This is a genomic window from Neobacillus ginsengisoli, from assembly GCF_030813055.1.
Map to the genome: position 1 here is coordinate 39,445 of NZ_JAUSTW010000013.1, position 15,471 is coordinate 54,915.

A 15,471-nucleotide genomic window follows, 5' to 3' on the forward strand; every position below is an offset into this window, starting at 1 on the left:
ACAAACCTTCACAACCTCTTCTAAACTTCAAAATAGAAATCCCATTTTCTTGATCGAAGCCTTTGCTCAACGCGAGCAAAAGTTATTTTTTACGAGTTCTTTCTATTATATATTGGTACTCTTCAGTTTTATTTCGTACTCCTTAACTAACTTATAAAAAAGTTGTCTTTTTAATCCCTATTTCCTCCATCGCCTTCATAGGTGTCATCTCTCCCAATTTCCATCGATTGTAGACTTGTTTAAATTCTTCTGTAATGGTTGATTTCGGTCTTCCAAAAGCTACTCCATTTTTCAATGCGACATCAATAAAGAAACAACCTAATCATTCAGGTTGTTTCCTAGATAAATAGCCAAACTATTAGAATCTCCTATTCGTTCATCTTTACCAAAACAATAGGATTATTGGTAAAGATGAATTTCTTTCTAAATGCCAACTATAAAGAGAAAATAATGTCGAAGTTTTTCGAATTTTCTTTGTTCTGTATACAGAACAACTATGGTAATATTTTCTTATGGGGCTTTAGTACTTTAAAAGATAAAGGCAAACCAATTGAAAGATTGGGACGCAAAGCTACAGGTCTAATGTTCTAAACGACGATGGCTGAGCTACCTAAAATAATTTATATTTTAGGAGGAAACATGGTACCTACTTTGATTGACGAAAAAGAATTAGATACAGAATGGGCAGAACTGATTTTGGAAGCATTAAAAACCGGCATATCTGTTGATGAAATAAGGGATTTCTTCAATCAATCCGCTTGACCTTTATAGGTCTTTTTTTTTATTGGAGTCTTCCATTTTTCATAACTACTTTTTTATTAAAATCAGCTATTTAACTTCCCTTGTTCTCCCTCAGTTTACAAATAAGTCTTTCTCTTTTAAATACATTAGACAAACAAATCAAAAAGACGTAAAACATAGACATGAAGAATATCTATATTTTACGTCTTTGTTATAGGATGGAATAAATGTAAATCCCCTTAACTTTAAAAATATTGGGCTATGATACTTTTCATTTGTTGCGGATCAATCACGATTTGATCATTCTTTGCCTTTAGAATATCATCGTATAAACTTTCTCCAACCCCTTGGAGTTGCAGGTAATTTAATTGTTTGTTAGGATCAAAGTTTTTCACTGTAAGACCAAGACTTAACATATCGGACGTTGACATATTGGTACCAATCATATATTTTGAGACGGAATTGATAAGTGATGGCAGTTTTGGAATGTTACTAGGGCTTAAAGCTTTTTTGGCAATCCCTTTTAAAGCCTCCAATTGAAGCTGCTGTCGTCCATAATCGCCGTTTGCTAGGGAATGGCGCTCACGGGCAAGTGCTAACACCATTTTACCGTCAAAGGAATGAGCACCGGCATTGATCACCTGATTGTTTATTTTTTCATCAGCTGGTACATTCATTGTGATACCGCCCATGGCGTCTACCATCGATTGAAGGCCCTCAAAATTGGTTTCAACATAATAATTAATCGGCACTCCTGTTAATTCACTAATCGCTTGTACCGCCTGTTCTATCCCTTGCTTAGGCCCTTTGTTGGCCTGCAAGATATACTGGACGCTCGTTAGTTTTGTATAGCCATAACCATCTAAATGAACACGAGTATCACGCGGAATGCTTACCGCATTAATGAGATTTTTCCCCAAATCAACATGCACCAGCATCATAGTATCGGAATGCCCAATCGTTTCACCTGGTCTTTCATCTGATCCCATGATTAAAATGTTGAATCCAGGAGCATTCGCATTGGTTTGCTGTTGTGTTTGTTTTTGCTCTTCTGGCTGTTCTGGCTTTCCTGGCGTCACTGCCTTCCCCGTAGCAACAACAGGAATGGTTTTAAAATGATTCTGTGGCTGCAGCTGATGGTATTCAAATCCAATGGCTGCGACTGCAACAATGATAATCCCTAAAAAGCAGTAGCCAATAACTTTCCATTTTCCCTTCTTTTTCATAATCCCTCCGCTTGGTTTAGTATTTTTCTGGTAATTTTATAATATTCATAATATTTTACCACCATTTGGAATGACTGTCAGCAACAATTCATCGTTCCGTTTCCTGTCGTCACACATACACGGACGCTGAAGCCCCTTCCCCTATTCCTAGCCAAAAAATCGAATGGAGCTTTTTAGCAGGCTTTCAATCGTTCGGCAATCCTGTTTCTACACTAAGGATCACTACCTGGTAAAGTATTGATTCGATTAAATTCTGTTCTCCTCTTTTGAGTTCATTTTGTATGGTGCAATCTGTGTAAGTGGGATTTTTGGTATTTTTGAATGTAATATAAGGAAATTCACAGGGACTCATACCAATGGCATACTCTTTTTTAGAAAAAAGTCGGCAAATTCGGTTAAAATAATACAAAAGTAACAGATTTTTGATGATTTCTTACAAATTCCCATTTATAATATAAAGTGCCAACAAACGGCAAAGTCACTGAAAAGTGATGACGCAAAGCCTGCCAGCCACCATCAGGGAGAAAAGGGGAAGTAATTGATGTCCAACTATTGGCTTACACCAGAAGAAGTAATTAGAAAGAAAAAGAGAAACAAGATTCTATTTTATATTACAGTTTTGACAGGGACCGTCATACTTAGTGCTTTATTCACATTTCTAGCACATAATTTATAAACTAATGAGATCCTAATTTTTTGTTGGGATCCTTATTAGATTTCTCCTGAAAAAAACTAGAATTAAAGAGTTACTATTTTCTACAGGTAAAATTAAACGAAATTACTTTTAGATTCAATCATTTATTAAACCCGTCTATTATCCAAATATTTTCATATCCATTTTCCTACTTTTTTGATATTCTATGTATTAGATGTAAATATTTTGTAAATTTACCGGAGGATTTATCAAATGAAGTCGCAAAAAAAGAAAAATCGAAAATGGTTAAAAGGAACAGGAATCGTTCTACTTGTATTATTGATTGTGGGTGGAGTTTATACTTATTCAGTATTCAAGTCCTTTAAAAATGCTGTAGAAACGATGAACCAGCCAATTGATCGTAAGCAATCAGAGAAACGGGTAAAACCTGTTGCTTTGCCAAAAAAAGATCCATTTTCTGTATTAATGTTAGGTGTGGATGAACGACCTGGGGACCAAGGCCGGTCTGATACGATTATTGTATTAACTGTCAACCCAAACAACAAATCAGTAAAAATGCTTAGTATCCCACGTGATACGCGCACAGAGATCATAGGAAAAGGAACGGTTGATAAGATCAACCATGCCTATGCATTTGGTGGGGTTCCGATGTCAATGAATACGGTGGAGAACTTCCTTGATATTCCGATAGATTACTATATACAGGTTAACATGGATGGATTTAAAGATTTGGTGAACGCTGTTGGTGGTGTTACCGTTCAAAATAACTTAGACTTCACACAAGATGGTGTTCATTTTCCAGTAGGTACAGTAAATCTAAACGGTGAAAAAGCATTAAGTTTTTCCAGAATGAGACACGAAGACCCTAGAGGTGACTTTGGACGTGAAGCAAGACAACGTGAAATTCTTCAAGCAGTGATCAAAGAAGGAACAAGCCTTTCATCATTAACGAATTATTCCACCATTTTCTCTGCTCTTGGGAAAAATATAAAAACAAATCTTACATTCGATCAAATAATGGACATTCAAAAAAATTATCGGGATGCAGGCAATAACATACAGCAAGTGGAAATAGCAGAAAAAGGAACAATGATAGACAAGATTTATTACGGACTTGTATCAGCAGAAGAAAAACAAAGAGTTCAAAATGAATTGAAGACACAGTTAAATCTATAAAATAAAGCGAGCTGATTGGAGAGATTCCAGTCAGTTTTTTCTTTGTTTGAGTATTTTACATATTTCGAGCAACTCAGCTAAATAAGGAGCATTCTTTGCTCCTGTTACCCCAAAATATTCCTTCATGAATGCTGCTCTGCTGTCTATGACATAAACCCTGTTACTACCCCACATACGTAGATTCGTTTCCCGCTACATATCCAGGTTCGGTTTTGTTGCCACCGTTTCCAAATAATATTACTAGCATTGAGACCGTCACGAAAACTACTAAAAACTTACCTATTTTCCTTATTCCACTAAACCAGTTTGTGAATTTTGCCATTTTAGATTCTTTCTTCTTGTCATTGATGTTGAACTTGTTCATGCCCGAACCCTCCGTTTTGTAGTTATATACCCGCCTTCGGCAATTCACCTTGACTGTAATACACATTTCATTTCAACTTATCATCATTCAAGCCATTCATTATCTAAAATAATCCGCGGTATGATAAGTTTTACGAAAGCACCCCCGTTATAAAGAAAAAGAAGTACCTTACCTATCTTTCGGGGGTACTTCCTTTCCTACCTGTGCATCTATATGATCTGCCTCTAACTAGATTACTTTTTCCTGCTCATATTTCAATTTTTCCATTTCCTTTTCTACTTCTTCATCGTTCACAAAATCAAGGCGCTCAAGTATTGGAGTTGAAAACTGGTTACCCGCTTGCACTTGGGCTTCCATCAATAAAATTCGTTCCTCTGCTCGGGCAATCCCGCGACCAATATTGTCCGTTTGAAAACTAAATGATGCTTTTTGAATCTGGTTAATAGACTGGGCAACATTTACCCGTGAAGCTAAAAGGAGTTTCTTATGCTGCATTTCGTTATACGTTTCCTTCAGCTGATTCAATTTTTCAATAAGATTCCGGGTTTGTTCCTTAATTGCTTCCAGCTGTTCCTTATAAAGGCTTAGCTGCTCTTGATGGACAAGTTTTTCTTGAACCGCCAATTTCGCCATCTCATCCTCGCCCCGTTCAATGGCCAGTTTTGCCTGACGAACTCTTTTTGCTAAAAGTCCTTCTGTTTCCAGAATGAGCGCAGCTTGTTTTTTCTCCACAAAAATCTGGCTGGCTAACGCTTTCTGGCCTTTTGCAATCTCCTGCTCCATTTCTCTCGAATACTCATTCAACATCGCAATCGGATTCTCCATACCATCCAGCATTCTATTAATTTCAGCCATCGTCATTGTTTTCATTCTTTTAAAAATACCCATTTTACTCATTCTCCTTTTTATATGTTAACTCTTTTTCCCACTGATCTAAAATACGTGCATTTTGGTTAATAACAGGTGTATGTGAACTTATTAAAGGTGTTTCAATAAATTGTTGCATGGAGGAAGCCTTTGCCTTCCTTCTAAGCCATCTCACTAATAGAACTACAGCAGTTAGGAATAATAGAAGCCCGATCCAATGGAATTCTCCTCCATGATGCAGGTCTCCCATAAAATGGTGGGATCCGAAACCACCTTGATTTCCCCATCCTTCCGAGCTAAATCCATTACTTCCGTCTTCAAAGCGCCGATGGCCTCCTAATAGATGTTGAAAAAATTTAATTCCAACCATGATAGAAGCGATCATCGCACCCCAGAAAATACCTAACTTTACTTTAGTATTCATCTCTATCTTTTCTCCTTTCAGTCCTTGATGATGTGAAGTTTAATAGAGAATGGTGAAAACTTGGTGAAATCTATTTCTATTAAAAAAATTTTTGAAATAAAATTCTTATTAAAAAAAACGAAAAAGTCTCTTTGGGACTTTGTCGCCTTTTTTTATCATTTGCAGCTTCCAAAATGTCATTTTTCGACCTATTCCCTAGGAAATGCTTCTTAAACAAACGTTTGATTAAACATCCCGCCAGACCTTTATTCTAAAGGGTTTTGTCGTCTAAAGTGCTGAAAATAATGTCAATTAGTGTTTCATTTTGTTAGGATGAGATTGTTTCTGGTACTGATTCCAAAAAATGATCAAAGAAATCATAAAAGACGTAAAACATAGACATGAAAGAATATCTCTGTTTTACGTCTTTGTTATTGAAATGGAACTAGACAATAGTCAATTCCTTTCCTTCATTCGTTCGGGCAGATTCTGAATGGATTGGACCACCATATCAAGCTTTGTTTCAATCCGATAAAGCAAGTATAAGGACACAACAATTGGGAATCCTACCTGACTGATGATAGGTATGAGCTCATCCACGATTTTATCTCCTTTCTTTTAATTATGATGACATGTAAAAAGAAAGACCGGCTTCAAAGTAATCCGGCCTTTCGTCTATTCATTAAGCAAGTTCATAATCAGTTATATTACGCTCTACGATTCTAGCACCTTGAGCGGAAACTAAATTGCCGCCTGCTGTATTAATAATGTCTGAAGCAATAATGTCTGCCATCGATTGCTTGACAACCGCTTCATTCACTGGTTCTTTTGGATTATCAACGGTCAATCGAGCTGTCTTCCCGAACTCGGTCACAAATTGTAATTCCAATGTTTTAGCCATCCCTTTCACCTCCTACCGTAATCGAATCTCCAGCCATTAGGCTAGAATCTCGGTGTTATCCGCTCTTTCAACGCTGCTCAGCTGATCCTTGCACAAAACAGATAATGCTTGTGCCACTTGATAGAGCTGATTTGCTGTTGCTTCTTTCTTGATGTTGTTCAATGTCTTTGCTTTTAAAATGGGAGCTCCCTTCTCATCCATTCCAACTTCAAAGACCAATCGCAGCTTTGTTTCTGCTAACATTGCCTGTGCCATTGTCTACCACCTCCTCTCACCTTCTATATATAAAAAAAGGGAGAAAAAGGACATGGTAGAGGGGCTGTTTTCTATTGCTCATGTGGAATGTTATGAAACATAAGGTCGTCTTTTGTCTCTTTAATTGGAGCAAATTGCGAAACATGGAGGACTTCATTCGTCCACTTTTTATATTCCTGAACAAAAAATGGAAGTAGGTATAAACAGCTACTCGTTCATTTCCATTTACCAAACTCCTAGTTACAAAAAGCAAAAAACCCTTTTGCTTTGGACAAAGGGTTTTCCTGTTTTCTTGTTAATACCCACACACAAGACTGGAAAATGTCAACGGTTCACCCTTGGACAAACTTCGAGGCGTACCAGGCACGAATTTCAATACCCTCTGTTTCGAGGCCGGAACGAATTTTGCGAGCAAATTCAAGGGCGTGTTGACCGTCACCGTGAATGCAAATCGTATCTGCTTGAACGGATGTATCATCCCCTTGCACAGTTCGGACGCGTCCTTCTTTTACCATTCTTATGACCTGATTAACAGACTGCTCGTCATTGGTTATTAAGGCATTTGCTTGTTTTCTCGGCGTTAACGTCCCATCCAGTTGGTACGTCCTATCTGCAAATACTTCATGGGCGATTTGCAGCCCGAGTTTTTCTCCAGCCTTGATGAGATTACTTCCTGCTAGGCCAAACAAGATTAACCCTGGGTCTGCCTTGTAAACGGCTTCGGCAATTGCCATCGCTAGCTCCGAATTTTTCGCTGCCATATTGTACAACGCCCCATGCGGTTTGACATGCTGCAAGCTTCCCCCTTCCGCACGGATGAAAGCATGGAGAGCCCCGATTTGGTAGAGAACGATATCATAAGCTTCCTGTGCAGAAACATCCATGTTTCTACGACCGAATCCAATTAAATCCGGCAGTCCGGGATGTGCACCAATCGCAACGCCTTTTTCCAATGCCAGCTTAACCGTCTCTCTCATCGTTGTAGGGTCTCCTGCATGAAAGCCGCAAGCAATGTTAGCTGAGCTTACGTAATTTAAAATTTCTTTGTCATTTCCTTTTTGATACGCACCAAAACTTTCACCCATATCACAATTTAAATCTACAAACATATTACTGCCCCCTTCCTTGATACTATAAAAAAACAAAGTTTGTATTCACCGAACCATGTATAAAAATAAAACTCACGAGCGAGTCGCATTGATGTTACTGCGTGTGATCAATTCGATTCCGTGTGAGACCGTTTTGATCATTCTTTCTACTCTCATCATTGCTTGCTGTGCATCCATCAAAGTAATTTCCTTAAATCTGATCTTTTCTCCAGGTTTTCGCTGAGCTAAAATCGGCAAATCAACAGAAGCAACGAAACCAATTTTTGGATACCCACCGGTCGTTTGCCGGTCTGCCATGAGAATGATGGGCTGACCATCAGACGGGACTTGAATCGTTCCTGCGGTTACTGCCTCAGAAAGAAGTTCCAGCGACTGCTTCAATTCTACCTTGGAGCCGGATAACCTGTACCCCATACGATCAGATTGCGGAGTAATTTGAAATTCTTGTTCAAAAAAGGCACGCCTGCTTTCTGGTGTGAAGTTTTTGAACTGTGGTCCTCGAATGACACGAACGGTTGAATTTTCATATGAAGGGAGAATGTTTTCTCCAATGTACCAGTCTGCTGCCACAAACGGGGCACTGTCACTTTTATTTGCTAAAAGTCCGATAAGTTCTAAGCTAATAGCTTTAGGCTGTTTCGTTTGCAGGTGATCGCCTTTTTTTAAAGGCCGTCCGTTATATCCGCCAATTTCTGCCCGTAAATAGGTGCTTCGGCTTCCGAGGACTTTGGGTACATCCATACCGCCTGCAAAGCTAACAAAGGCGCGGCAGCCTTTTTTCGCATGACCAAACTCCAGGACACTTTCTTCTCTCACCCAGATGGGACGCCAAGATGGTACCGGTTTCCCGTCTATCAAAGGGGAGAAATCACCGCCGCAAATGGCAATAAGCTTATCTTCATGAAACTTTAATCTCGGTCCAAGAAGCGTGATTTCCAGCGCAGCTTTGTTCTCAGGATTACCGACAAGGCGGTTTGCAAGCTTCAAAGCGAGTGTGTCCATCGCCCCGCCCACGATGACACCATGCTGCTGATAACTGAATCTCCCCAAATCTTGTACGGTTGTGCTCAGTCCTGATTGAAGTACTTCAACACTCATGAATCTGCCCCTCCCAAATGATCGTATTCTTCCCGTGTAATCGGTCGAAAACGAACAATGTCTCCGGCACGTAGCAGGCTTGGCGGATCTTCTCTAGACTGAAATAAGGACAACGGAGTCTGCCCTATAAGCTGCCAGCCGCCAGGACTTTCAATTGGGTAAATCCCTGTCTGTTCCCCGCCTATCCCCACAGCGCCTTCAGGGATTGTTAAACGAGGAGAACGACGGCGGGGTGTGATGATCCGCTTGTCCATGCCTCCTAAATAAGGGAACCCGGGGGCAAAGCCGATCATATAGACAAGGTACTCAGCCTCGGAATGAATACGAATTACTTCGTCCGGTGTTAGACCATTATGATTGGCAACTTCCGACAAATCCGGGCCGAATTCCCCCCCATAGCAAACAGGAATCTCCATCCTTCTCGCTTCTTCTACTTTCCTGTTCGAGAATTGTGAGACAATTTCTTTCAATTTACTATGGACCCATTCATATGGAAACGATACCCCTTGGTTAAACAGCCGGATTGGGTCATAAAAAACGGCCACCGTCGTAAAGCCGGGTACGATTTCAATCATCCCCTCAAAAGGGTGTTCCTCTAAATAGCATGATAAAGCAATCACTTTTTCATGTGTCTTTCTGTCAATCCCTTCGCCCATTTTGACAACAATCCCCGAATCCCCGAGCGGAGAAAATTGGTCGAGATCCATTCTACTCCCCTCCTTACTCCAGTTAAAAGGAGATTTTACATTCTCCTCTTTTATTAGCTGATTTGACCGCCAAGAGCAACGATGTCTTCTTCAAATGTTACGGCTGCCTCGATTGCTACCTTTAATCCTTTTACAACGGTTTCTAGCGCCATGCTCGGCTGACCGGGATTTTTCACAGCCTGTTCAGGGAGGAACGGAATGTGAATGAATCCTCCAATAATGGCATTATTCATTGATGCAAGCTGATGCATTAACCCATAAAACAGATGATTGCACACAAACGTTCCCGCCGTTTGCGATACGGAAGCCGGAATCCCTTTATCGTTCATCTCTTTCACCATTGCCTTAATCGGTAAAGTCGACCAATACCCGACAGGTCCACCCTCCACTATAGCAGTACCGATGGGCTGATTGCCTTCATTGTCCGGAATCCGGGCGTCATCCACATTGATCGCCACCCGTTCAGCCGTAATATCGGAACGTCCTCCCGCCTGCCCGACACAAATGACGATGTCAGGTTGGGTTTCAGAGATTGCCTTTGCTAAATGATCAAGCGATTTATAGAAAACCGTTGGAATCTCGCAGACTTTTATTTCGTATTTTTCCGTAGAAGTTCCTGCCAATTCTTTAACAGCTTCTAATGCCGGATTGACAGCTTCACCACCAAACGGATCAAAGCCAGTTACTAAAACCCTTTTCATTGTTCTCCCTCTTTCTTTGTTCATTGCAGGGGATCTGCCTACTTATTAGTTCCCTTCCCGGTAGCCCAATCGAAAAGATATTTCCTTTGCGGCATTCTTGATTGAGTCAATTAATTCTGGAAGACGATCGGTCCCAAAGCGAGAATCAGGACCGGCAATGCTGAGTCCCGCAGCCAAACAGCCCGTATGATCAAAAATCGGTGCAGCAATGGAAACCGTATCATTTTCCAATTCAGAATAACTTATTGTATAACCAAACTTTCTAGCATCTGCCAAAACCTGCCTCATTCGATCCTTATCCGTAATGGTCCCAGTACCGATAGCCGTCAGTTCCGTTTCCTGTAAATAGTGTTCTTGTTCTTCTTTCTTTAAAAAGGCCAGGATAATTCTCGAACAAGCCCCTGCATATAACGGGGCTCTTCGGCCAACTTTTGTATAAAGCCGGACGGGATGCGGCGTGTCTAATTTTTCAATATATATGGCATCATTGCCATCCTTTATAATCAGGTTAACTGCCTCTTTCGCCTTATCCCTAAGTTCCTTCATGATTGGTAAGGCGAGCTGCCTTATATCCAATCGATCAGCAACTAACTGGCCGAACTGTAAAAACTGCAGCCCAAGCAAATATTTGCCCTCATTGTTTTTTTGCAGAAATCCCATCGTTTCGAGCGACCCGACCATCCGATGAACAGATGTTTTTGGCACCCCCAAAAGTTCAACCATTTCATTTAATGTCAGTTCTGAATGATGTAAAAAAAGATTCAACACATCCATCGATTTCACAACTGTTATATTTTTGTTTTGCATCCCTTGCTCCTCTTTTTCCCAATCTCTTCTTAATTATAGCGAGAACAAATACATAAACAGAATATTAACCCCTAAAAGAATGAGTGCAGTCGGAACTTGGACTCGAATGACCTGGTATTTATCCTTTAAATCCAGCAAGGCGGCCGGAACAATGTTAAAGTTTGCTGCCATTGGTGTCATCAATGTTCCACAATAACCGGCAAACATTCCGATTGCTGCCACATGGTTGGCATTCACTCCAAACTGATTGATCAGAAGAGGTACAGCAATTCCTGCTGTCATGACCGGGAAGGCGGCAAATGCGTTCCCCATAATCATGGTAAACAAGGCCATTCCGATACAATAGGCAAACACGACCCAGAAAAGAGAATGAGCCGGAATCACATTGCCTACTAACTTCGAAACAACGGTTCCAACACCAGCAGTAGTAAAAACAGTTCCTAACGTCGCCAACAATTGCGGCAGTAAAGCAGCCCAGCCAATTGACTCCATCAATCGCCTTGATTCCTTAATCGCAGTGACAGGTGAGCTCTTTGTCATCCATAAGCCGATAATGAGCGCAATGAAGGCAGCAACACCTAACGATACAAGTGTTAAACTCGTTTGATCCAGTAAAAAGGTACCGAAGATTTTTACCCCTTTTAAGCCTGTTGATCCTGCGACAGTTAAAATGGGAATTAATAGAGCAGGAATAAAGAGCTTATTGCCTAAGCGTTTACGGTTATTCTGTCTTTCTTCTACACTTGCCTCATTGTAACTGCCAAGCTTTAACCCGCCGAAGCCCGCAATTAAAACAAGACCAATAACGAGAATACCCATATAAAAAGGCGGAATCACCTTGCCAAATAGAAGTGATACCCCATATAAGCAATAGAAAAGCCCTGATGTGAAACGTCGTGGATTTTTACGGTCTGAAAATGTATAAATACTTCCTGCTATCGTGATAATTCCTAGAAACATATAAACATATTCAATAGAAATAAACATGATTACGCCTCCTTTTTCTTCGGAATTTTTTTGCTTTCTTTCTTACCTAGACTGCGATCGAGTGAGCGATCAAATAAATATAACCGAATGGAATGAACGATGAGAGCGGCAATCGCAGTTGGAATCGCCCATAATGCCATCTTCAATGGATCAGAATGAATATGATTTTGTTCAAAGAATCCTTGCATTAATAAAATCGCGCCTATGGCGACAAAAACATCTTCCCCGAAAAAGACACCGATATTGTCTGCTGCAGCAGAATGGGCTCGGATTTTGTCCCTTACTTTATCAGGAACCTCTCCATATTTAGCCTCCGCAGCACCTTCTGCCATTGGCGCAACAAGTGGGCGAACCATTTGTGCATGTCCGCCAATAGAAGTAAGTCCAAAGGCAGCAGCTACTTCACGAATAATAAAGTAAATCGTCAGAATGCGTCCTGTCGTTGCAGCTTTTATTTTGGCAACAACATGTTCCGCTTGATCACGCAAACCATTACGCTCTAATAACCCAATAATCGGAAGCGTGACAATAAAGACCGCCATATAGCGATTGGTAGTAAACGCCTGACCAAACTGTGTAATAATCGAATAAAGGGACTGATGGGCAACAAGCCCTGTGACAAGGCCTGCCAACGTTACAACTAATAAAGGATTTAAACGGATAATAAAACCAATAATAACAATGACAACTCCAATTAAAACCATCTTCCCAACTCCTCTACCTTATTTTTTCTCGTTGTGACATCCAGATAAAACTTTTATCCTAGCCTTGCGTCTAAAGCGGGCGAATTCGTTCAAGCCCGATTCGGATTGTTCCATTTTCTAATGGTTCGGGTACAACTCTTGTAAAAAACGGTGAACAAGATCAAGGTGCTTTTTCTTCGGTTGAAAGGCTCTAGCCTTTATTTCAACGATATGAACGTCTTTTACCTGTTTTAATTGAGGCAATACCTCTTGCATAGCCCAATGCAAGCCAATTCTCCCGGCCATCTCCACCATTGCAGCCGTCTCCCAGCTTGTGCGACGCGATGAAACCGTAATACGTGCCCGAATTCCGGTTGGAACCGCTTTCATATCAAAGGAATAAAAAAGTCCGTTTACACTCCATAATTGCCGAATATCCATTATGTTCTTCCCACCTTTTATCGTTCCGTTTTTCGGAACATCTATTCCGAATTGTTAATTAAATCATAATATTCATAAACCTAAAAATCAACCCTATTAAACTAATAAATAATGGAAGGGCAGGAGTTTGGAAGCTAAAACACGATCTAATGTAGAAAAAATCGTTTGGTCGGCAAATTTCGGGACACCCCTTTTATAAAACTTCCAGTCGAAAATGGTGTTCTAAAAAACGCAAAGAAACGTCTGCTATTTAAGCAAACGTTCTTTAGAAGGTAATGGTTTATGCAGATGTTACTGGTTTTGGTGGTAATACTAACATATGTACATGCTACTAAAACTGAATGGACAAGTGCTGATTTAAAGTAAATAAAGTTGACCGGTTCATAATAAATAAAATCCCCTCAAAAAAGGCTCACAACAAATTAATAAGATCGTTACTATATTTTTCTAGTTGTGTTTGTAAGACTGATATGTAGCTCGTCATAGCCATTCTCACTATTGAAGGGTAATATCGATTGTTAAGTTCTTGTTCACATTCCTCTAAATCCATCTTTTTTACAGCAATAATTTTATTTAATTCTTCTTTGCTCATTAATAACTCCCCCTCAAGAAATCCTTGCAATCTACACTTAATCTTTTTTAAACTGTAAAACTAGTATAGGCAGATTTCTAACAATATAAACTATGAGTATTGAATGAAAAATTTAGGAAGATAAAAAAAGACAGACTGCTCATCTTGGTGAACAATCTGGCTTTCGTTATACCCTAATTATGGTTTTGCAGTCTTCTACTAAGTTTTTAAGCAATTCCAATAAAACCTACTATTAAATCCCCTGTAGGATATGTTAAATTAATAGGATGATTGTACTATATTAGAGAAAGGCCTACGTTCTATGAAACCCATTTTAAATCCACTTAACTTACCATTAAAGCCCGCGTACAAAAATTACTATATTCCAATCAAAACAAAGTTTCTCATAAGTCACTTTGGCGCTTTTCTATGGATGTGCTTCACTATTTACTTAGCATTTCCATGGTTAAAAGATCTGGCACATATTGTTTCATTTCCACTTGCTTTACTGATAATCGGAGGCATTTCTTACATTCCCGGTTATATGAATGCCTTCTTAGTTATAAGCTTACTTTTAGATCGACAGCCTTCCTTTAAGAATGAATTTCCTACGAATGAAATTACCATACTTATTGCTGCCCATAATGAAGAAGACAAAATCTATCAGACTTTGAAATATATAGATAAGCAAGACTATCAAGGGAAAATAAAGGTATTTGTTATCAATAATTGTTCCTCAGATCAAACGGTTAAGGAAGCATTAAAAGCTAAAGAGGAATTAACGATTGAAATTAAGGTCCTACATGAAGAGACCCCTGGAAAATTCAATGCATTAAATCAGGCATTAAAAGTAGTAACAACTCCTTATGTCATTACCATAGATGCGGATACCCTGCTTCATCCGTCTTCTATTCGTTATCTTGTAGCACGAATGGAATCTAGCCCAGCAGAAGTTTGTGCTGTTGCCGGTTCTGTTCTAACCAAAAACAGCCGAGAAAATTTATGGACAAAAATTCAAGAATGGGATTACTTCTTAGGTATTGCCTCCATTAAAAGATTACAAGGTCTGTATCAAGGCACGTTAGTTGCCCAAGGTGCCTACAGTCTATATAAAACAGAGTGTATTAACGAAGTGGGTGGCTGGCCTGATGCAATAGGTGAAGATATTGTATTAACTTGGCGATTACTTCAGAAAAACTGGAAAGTTTACTTTGAGCCATTAGCTGTTTCATTCACTGAGGTTCCTAGTACCCTTAAACACTTTGTCCGCCAAAGGGCAAGATGGGCAAGGGGCATGATTGAAGGATTAGCGGAAATAAAACCTTGGAATCAGCCTCAGGCTTATGTTAAATATTTAACTGGTATCAATTTAATCATGCCTTATTTAGATCTAACCTATACGCTATGTTGGATTCCCGGACTTATAGTATCATTTTTCGGTTTTTACTGGATTGTTGGACCAATGACCTTACTTGTTCTGCCCTTAACACTCATAAGTTTTGGTATTCTTTATTTCTATCAAAGAAATTTTGTATTTAAACCTTTGAACCTTAGAATTCGAAAAAATTTTATTGGCTTCATCTTCTTCGTTCTTGGTTATCAAATGATTATGTCTCCTGTATCAGTATACGGATATATACAAGAGTTGTTTAAATTTAAAAGAAACTGGAAGTGACGATTGCAATCTATATTTGGGTCCCATTCCTCCTTTCTCTATTAAAATAATTGAATATATAAATTATTGTAAACTCAAAAAGACCCTTCAAATCAGTGGCATAC

Annotated in this window: 19 protein-coding genes and 2 riboswitches; of the genes, 3 read left to right on the forward strand and 16 right to left on the reverse strand. The window is 39.5% G+C overall.

Going from position 1 to position 15,471, the window contains the following annotated elements; genetic code table 11:
* Window positions 1-530: 530 nt before the first annotated feature.
* Window positions 531-614: riboswitch (cyclic di-GMP riboswitch) on the forward strand.
* A gap of 25 nt (window positions 615-639) precedes the next feature.
* Window positions 640-762, forward strand: coding sequence for an anti-repressor SinI family protein (locus J2S10_RS25180; protein ID WP_307413612.1), 123 nt, complete (start codon window positions 640-642; stop codon window positions 760-762).
* Window positions 763-986: 224 nt separating this feature from the next.
* Here J2S10_RS25180 and J2S10_RS25185 read toward each other — a convergent pair whose 3' ends face one another.
* Complete coding sequence (locus J2S10_RS25185) at window positions 987-1,967, reverse strand: LCP family protein (RefSeq protein WP_307413615.1); 981 nt, start codon at window positions 1,965-1,967, stop codon at window positions 987-989.
* Between the two features lie 461 nt (window positions 1,968-2,428).
* A riboswitch (cyclic di-GMP riboswitch) is annotated at window positions 2,429-2,478 on the forward strand.
* A 396-nt stretch (window positions 2,479-2,874) separates the two neighbouring features.
* Here J2S10_RS25185 and J2S10_RS25190 point away from each other — a divergent pair.
* Window positions 2,875-3,798, forward strand: a complete 924-nt coding sequence (locus J2S10_RS25190; protein WP_307413618.1) for an LCP family glycopolymer transferase — start codon at window positions 2,875-2,877, stop codon at window positions 3,796-3,798.
* A 163-nt stretch (window positions 3,799-3,961) separates the two neighbouring features.
* On the opposite strand, the gene J2S10_RS25195 is transcribed toward J2S10_RS25190, so the two are convergent.
* From J2S10_RS25195 to J2S10_RS25265, 15 genes are all read right to left on the reverse strand, one after another.
* A complete protein-coding gene (locus J2S10_RS25195) occupies window positions 3,962-4,162 on the reverse strand; it encodes a hypothetical protein (protein WP_307413621.1) in 201 nt (66 codons plus the stop codon).
* 228 nt (window positions 4,163-4,390) lie between these two features.
* Window positions 4,391-5,050 carry a PspA/IM30 family protein gene (locus tag J2S10_RS25200; RefSeq protein ID WP_307413623.1) on the reverse strand — a complete coding sequence of 220 codons (660 nt, stop codon included), beginning with the start codon at window positions 5,048-5,050 and terminating at the stop codon, window positions 4,391-4,393.
* A 1-nt stretch (window position 5,051) separates the two neighbouring features.
* Window positions 5,052-5,453, reverse strand: a complete 402-nt coding sequence (locus tag J2S10_RS25205; RefSeq protein ID WP_307413625.1) for a hypothetical protein — start codon at window positions 5,451-5,453, stop codon at window positions 5,052-5,054.
* A 435-nt stretch (window positions 5,454-5,888) separates the two neighbouring features.
* Window positions 5,889-6,032, reverse strand: coding sequence for a YvrJ family protein (locus J2S10_RS25210; protein ID WP_307413628.1), 144 nt, complete (start codon window positions 6,030-6,032; stop codon window positions 5,889-5,891).
* An 82-nt stretch (window positions 6,033-6,114) separates the two neighbouring features.
* On the reverse strand, window positions 6,115-6,333 hold the full coding sequence (locus J2S10_RS25215; RefSeq protein ID WP_307413629.1) for a DUF2922 domain-containing protein: 219 nt from the start codon (window positions 6,331-6,333) through the stop codon (window positions 6,115-6,117).
* Window positions 6,334-6,369: 36 nt separating this feature from the next.
* Window positions 6,370-6,588 carry a DUF1659 domain-containing protein gene (locus J2S10_RS25220; RefSeq protein WP_307413631.1) on the reverse strand — a complete coding sequence of 73 codons (219 nt, stop codon included), beginning with the start codon at window positions 6,586-6,588 and terminating at the stop codon, window positions 6,370-6,372.
* Window positions 6,589-6,920: 332 nt separating this feature from the next.
* Complete coding sequence (gene pxpA / locus J2S10_RS25225) at window positions 6,921-7,697, reverse strand: 5-oxoprolinase subunit PxpA (RefSeq protein WP_307413633.1); 777 nt, start codon at window positions 7,695-7,697, stop codon at window positions 6,921-6,923.
* A 72-nt stretch (window positions 7,698-7,769) separates the two neighbouring features.
* Window positions 7,770-8,795: a 5-oxoprolinase subunit C family protein gene (locus tag J2S10_RS25230; RefSeq protein WP_307413635.1), complete on the reverse strand. Its 1,026-nt coding sequence runs from the start codon at window positions 8,793-8,795 to the stop codon at window positions 7,770-7,772.
* On the reverse strand, window positions 8,792-9,502 hold the full coding sequence (pxpB, locus tag J2S10_RS25235) for a 5-oxoprolinase subunit PxpB (RefSeq protein ID WP_307413636.1): 711 nt from the start codon (window positions 9,500-9,502) through the stop codon (window positions 8,792-8,794). Before pxpB ends, J2S10_RS25230 begins: the two co-directional genes overlap by 4 nt.
* Window positions 9,503-9,555: 53 nt before the next feature.
* Complete coding sequence (gene pcp / locus J2S10_RS25240; RefSeq protein WP_307413637.1) at window positions 9,556-10,203, reverse strand: pyroglutamyl-peptidase I; 648 nt, start codon at window positions 10,201-10,203, stop codon at window positions 9,556-9,558.
* 45 nt (window positions 10,204-10,248) lie between these two features.
* Complete coding sequence (locus J2S10_RS25245) at window positions 10,249-11,010, reverse strand: IclR family transcriptional regulator (RefSeq protein ID WP_307413640.1); 762 nt, start codon at window positions 11,008-11,010, stop codon at window positions 10,249-10,251.
* 33 nt (window positions 11,011-11,043) lie between these two features.
* Window positions 11,044-11,997: a DUF979 domain-containing protein gene (locus tag J2S10_RS25250; protein ID WP_307413641.1), complete on the reverse strand. Its 954-nt coding sequence runs from the start codon at window positions 11,995-11,997 to the stop codon at window positions 11,044-11,046.
* Between the two features lie 2 nt (window positions 11,998-11,999).
* Window positions 12,000-12,701 carry a DUF969 domain-containing protein gene (locus tag J2S10_RS25255; RefSeq protein WP_307413643.1) on the reverse strand — a complete coding sequence of 234 codons (702 nt, stop codon included), beginning with the start codon at window positions 12,699-12,701 and terminating at the stop codon, window positions 12,000-12,002.
* 117 nt (window positions 12,702-12,818) lie between these two features.
* Complete coding sequence (locus J2S10_RS25260) at window positions 12,819-13,121, reverse strand: hypothetical protein (protein ID WP_307413644.1); 303 nt, start codon at window positions 13,119-13,121, stop codon at window positions 12,819-12,821.
* Window positions 13,122-13,533: 412 nt separating this feature from the next.
* Window positions 13,534-13,713, reverse strand: a complete 180-nt coding sequence (locus J2S10_RS25265; RefSeq protein ID WP_307413646.1) for a hypothetical protein — start codon at window positions 13,711-13,713, stop codon at window positions 13,534-13,536.
* A gap of 301 nt (window positions 13,714-14,014) precedes the next feature.
* On the opposite strand from J2S10_RS25265, the gene J2S10_RS25270 reads away from it, so the two are divergent.
* On the forward strand, window positions 14,015-15,367 hold the full coding sequence (locus tag J2S10_RS25270) for a glycosyltransferase family 2 protein (protein WP_307413648.1): 1,353 nt from the start codon (window positions 14,015-14,017) through the stop codon (window positions 15,365-15,367).
* Window positions 15,368-15,471 lie beyond the last annotated feature (104 nt).

Coding starts and splice junctions, on each gene's coding strand:
- J2S10_RS25180 (WP_307413612.1), top strand. CDS start 640: ATGGTACCTACTTTGATTGACGAAAAAGAATTAGATACAGAATGGGCA.
- J2S10_RS25185 (WP_307413615.1), bottom strand. CDS start 1,967: ATGAAAAAGAAGGGAAAATGGAAAGTTATTGGCTACTGCTTTTTAGGG.
- J2S10_RS25190 (WP_307413618.1), top strand. CDS start 2,875: ATGAAGTCGCAAAAAAAGAAAAATCGAAAATGGTTAAAAGGAACAGGA.
- J2S10_RS25195 (WP_307413621.1), bottom strand. CDS start 4,162: ATGAACAAGTTCAACATCAATGACAAGAAGAAAGAATCTAAAATGGCA.
- J2S10_RS25200 (WP_307413623.1), bottom strand. CDS start 5,050: ATGGGTATTTTTAAAAGAATGAAAACAATGACGATGGCTGAAATTAAT.
- J2S10_RS25205 (WP_307413625.1), bottom strand. CDS start 5,453: ATGAATACTAAAGTAAAGTTAGGTATTTTCTGGGGTGCGATGATCGCT.
- J2S10_RS25215 (WP_307413629.1), bottom strand. CDS start 6,333: ATGGCTAAAACATTGGAATTACAATTTGTGACCGAGTTCGGGAAGACA.
- J2S10_RS25220 (WP_307413631.1), bottom strand. CDS start 6,588: ATGGCACAGGCAATGTTAGCAGAAACAAAGCTGCGATTGGTCTTTGAA.
- pxpA (WP_307413633.1), bottom strand. CDS start 7,697: ATGTTTGTAGATTTAAATTGTGATATGGGTGAAAGTTTTGGTGCGTAT.
- J2S10_RS25230 (WP_307413635.1), bottom strand. CDS start 8,795: ATGAGTGTTGAAGTACTTCAATCAGGACTGAGCACAACCGTACAAGAT.
- pxpB (WP_307413636.1), bottom strand. CDS start 9,502: ATGGATCTCGACCAATTTTCTCCGCTCGGGGATTCGGGGATTGTTGTC.
- pcp (WP_307413637.1), bottom strand. CDS start 10,203: ATGAAAAGGGTTTTAGTAACTGGCTTTGATCCGTTTGGTGGTGAAGCT.
- J2S10_RS25245 (WP_307413640.1), bottom strand. CDS start 11,010: ATGCAAAACAAAAATATAACAGTTGTGAAATCGATGGATGTGTTGAAT.
- J2S10_RS25250 (WP_307413641.1), bottom strand. CDS start 11,997: ATGTTTATTTCTATTGAATATGTTTATATGTTTCTAGGAATTATCACG.
- J2S10_RS25255 (WP_307413643.1), bottom strand. CDS start 12,701: ATGGTTTTAATTGGAGTTGTCATTGTTATTATTGGTTTTATTATCCGT.
- J2S10_RS25260 (WP_307413644.1), bottom strand. CDS start 13,121: ATGGATATTCGGCAATTATGGAGTGTAAACGGACTTTTTTATTCCTTT.
- J2S10_RS25265 (WP_307413646.1), bottom strand. CDS start 13,713: ATGAGCAAAGAAGAATTAAATAAAATTATTGCTGTAAAAAAGATGGAT.
- J2S10_RS25270 (WP_307413648.1), top strand. CDS start 14,015: ATGAAACCCATTTTAAATCCACTTAACTTACCATTAAAGCCCGCGTAC.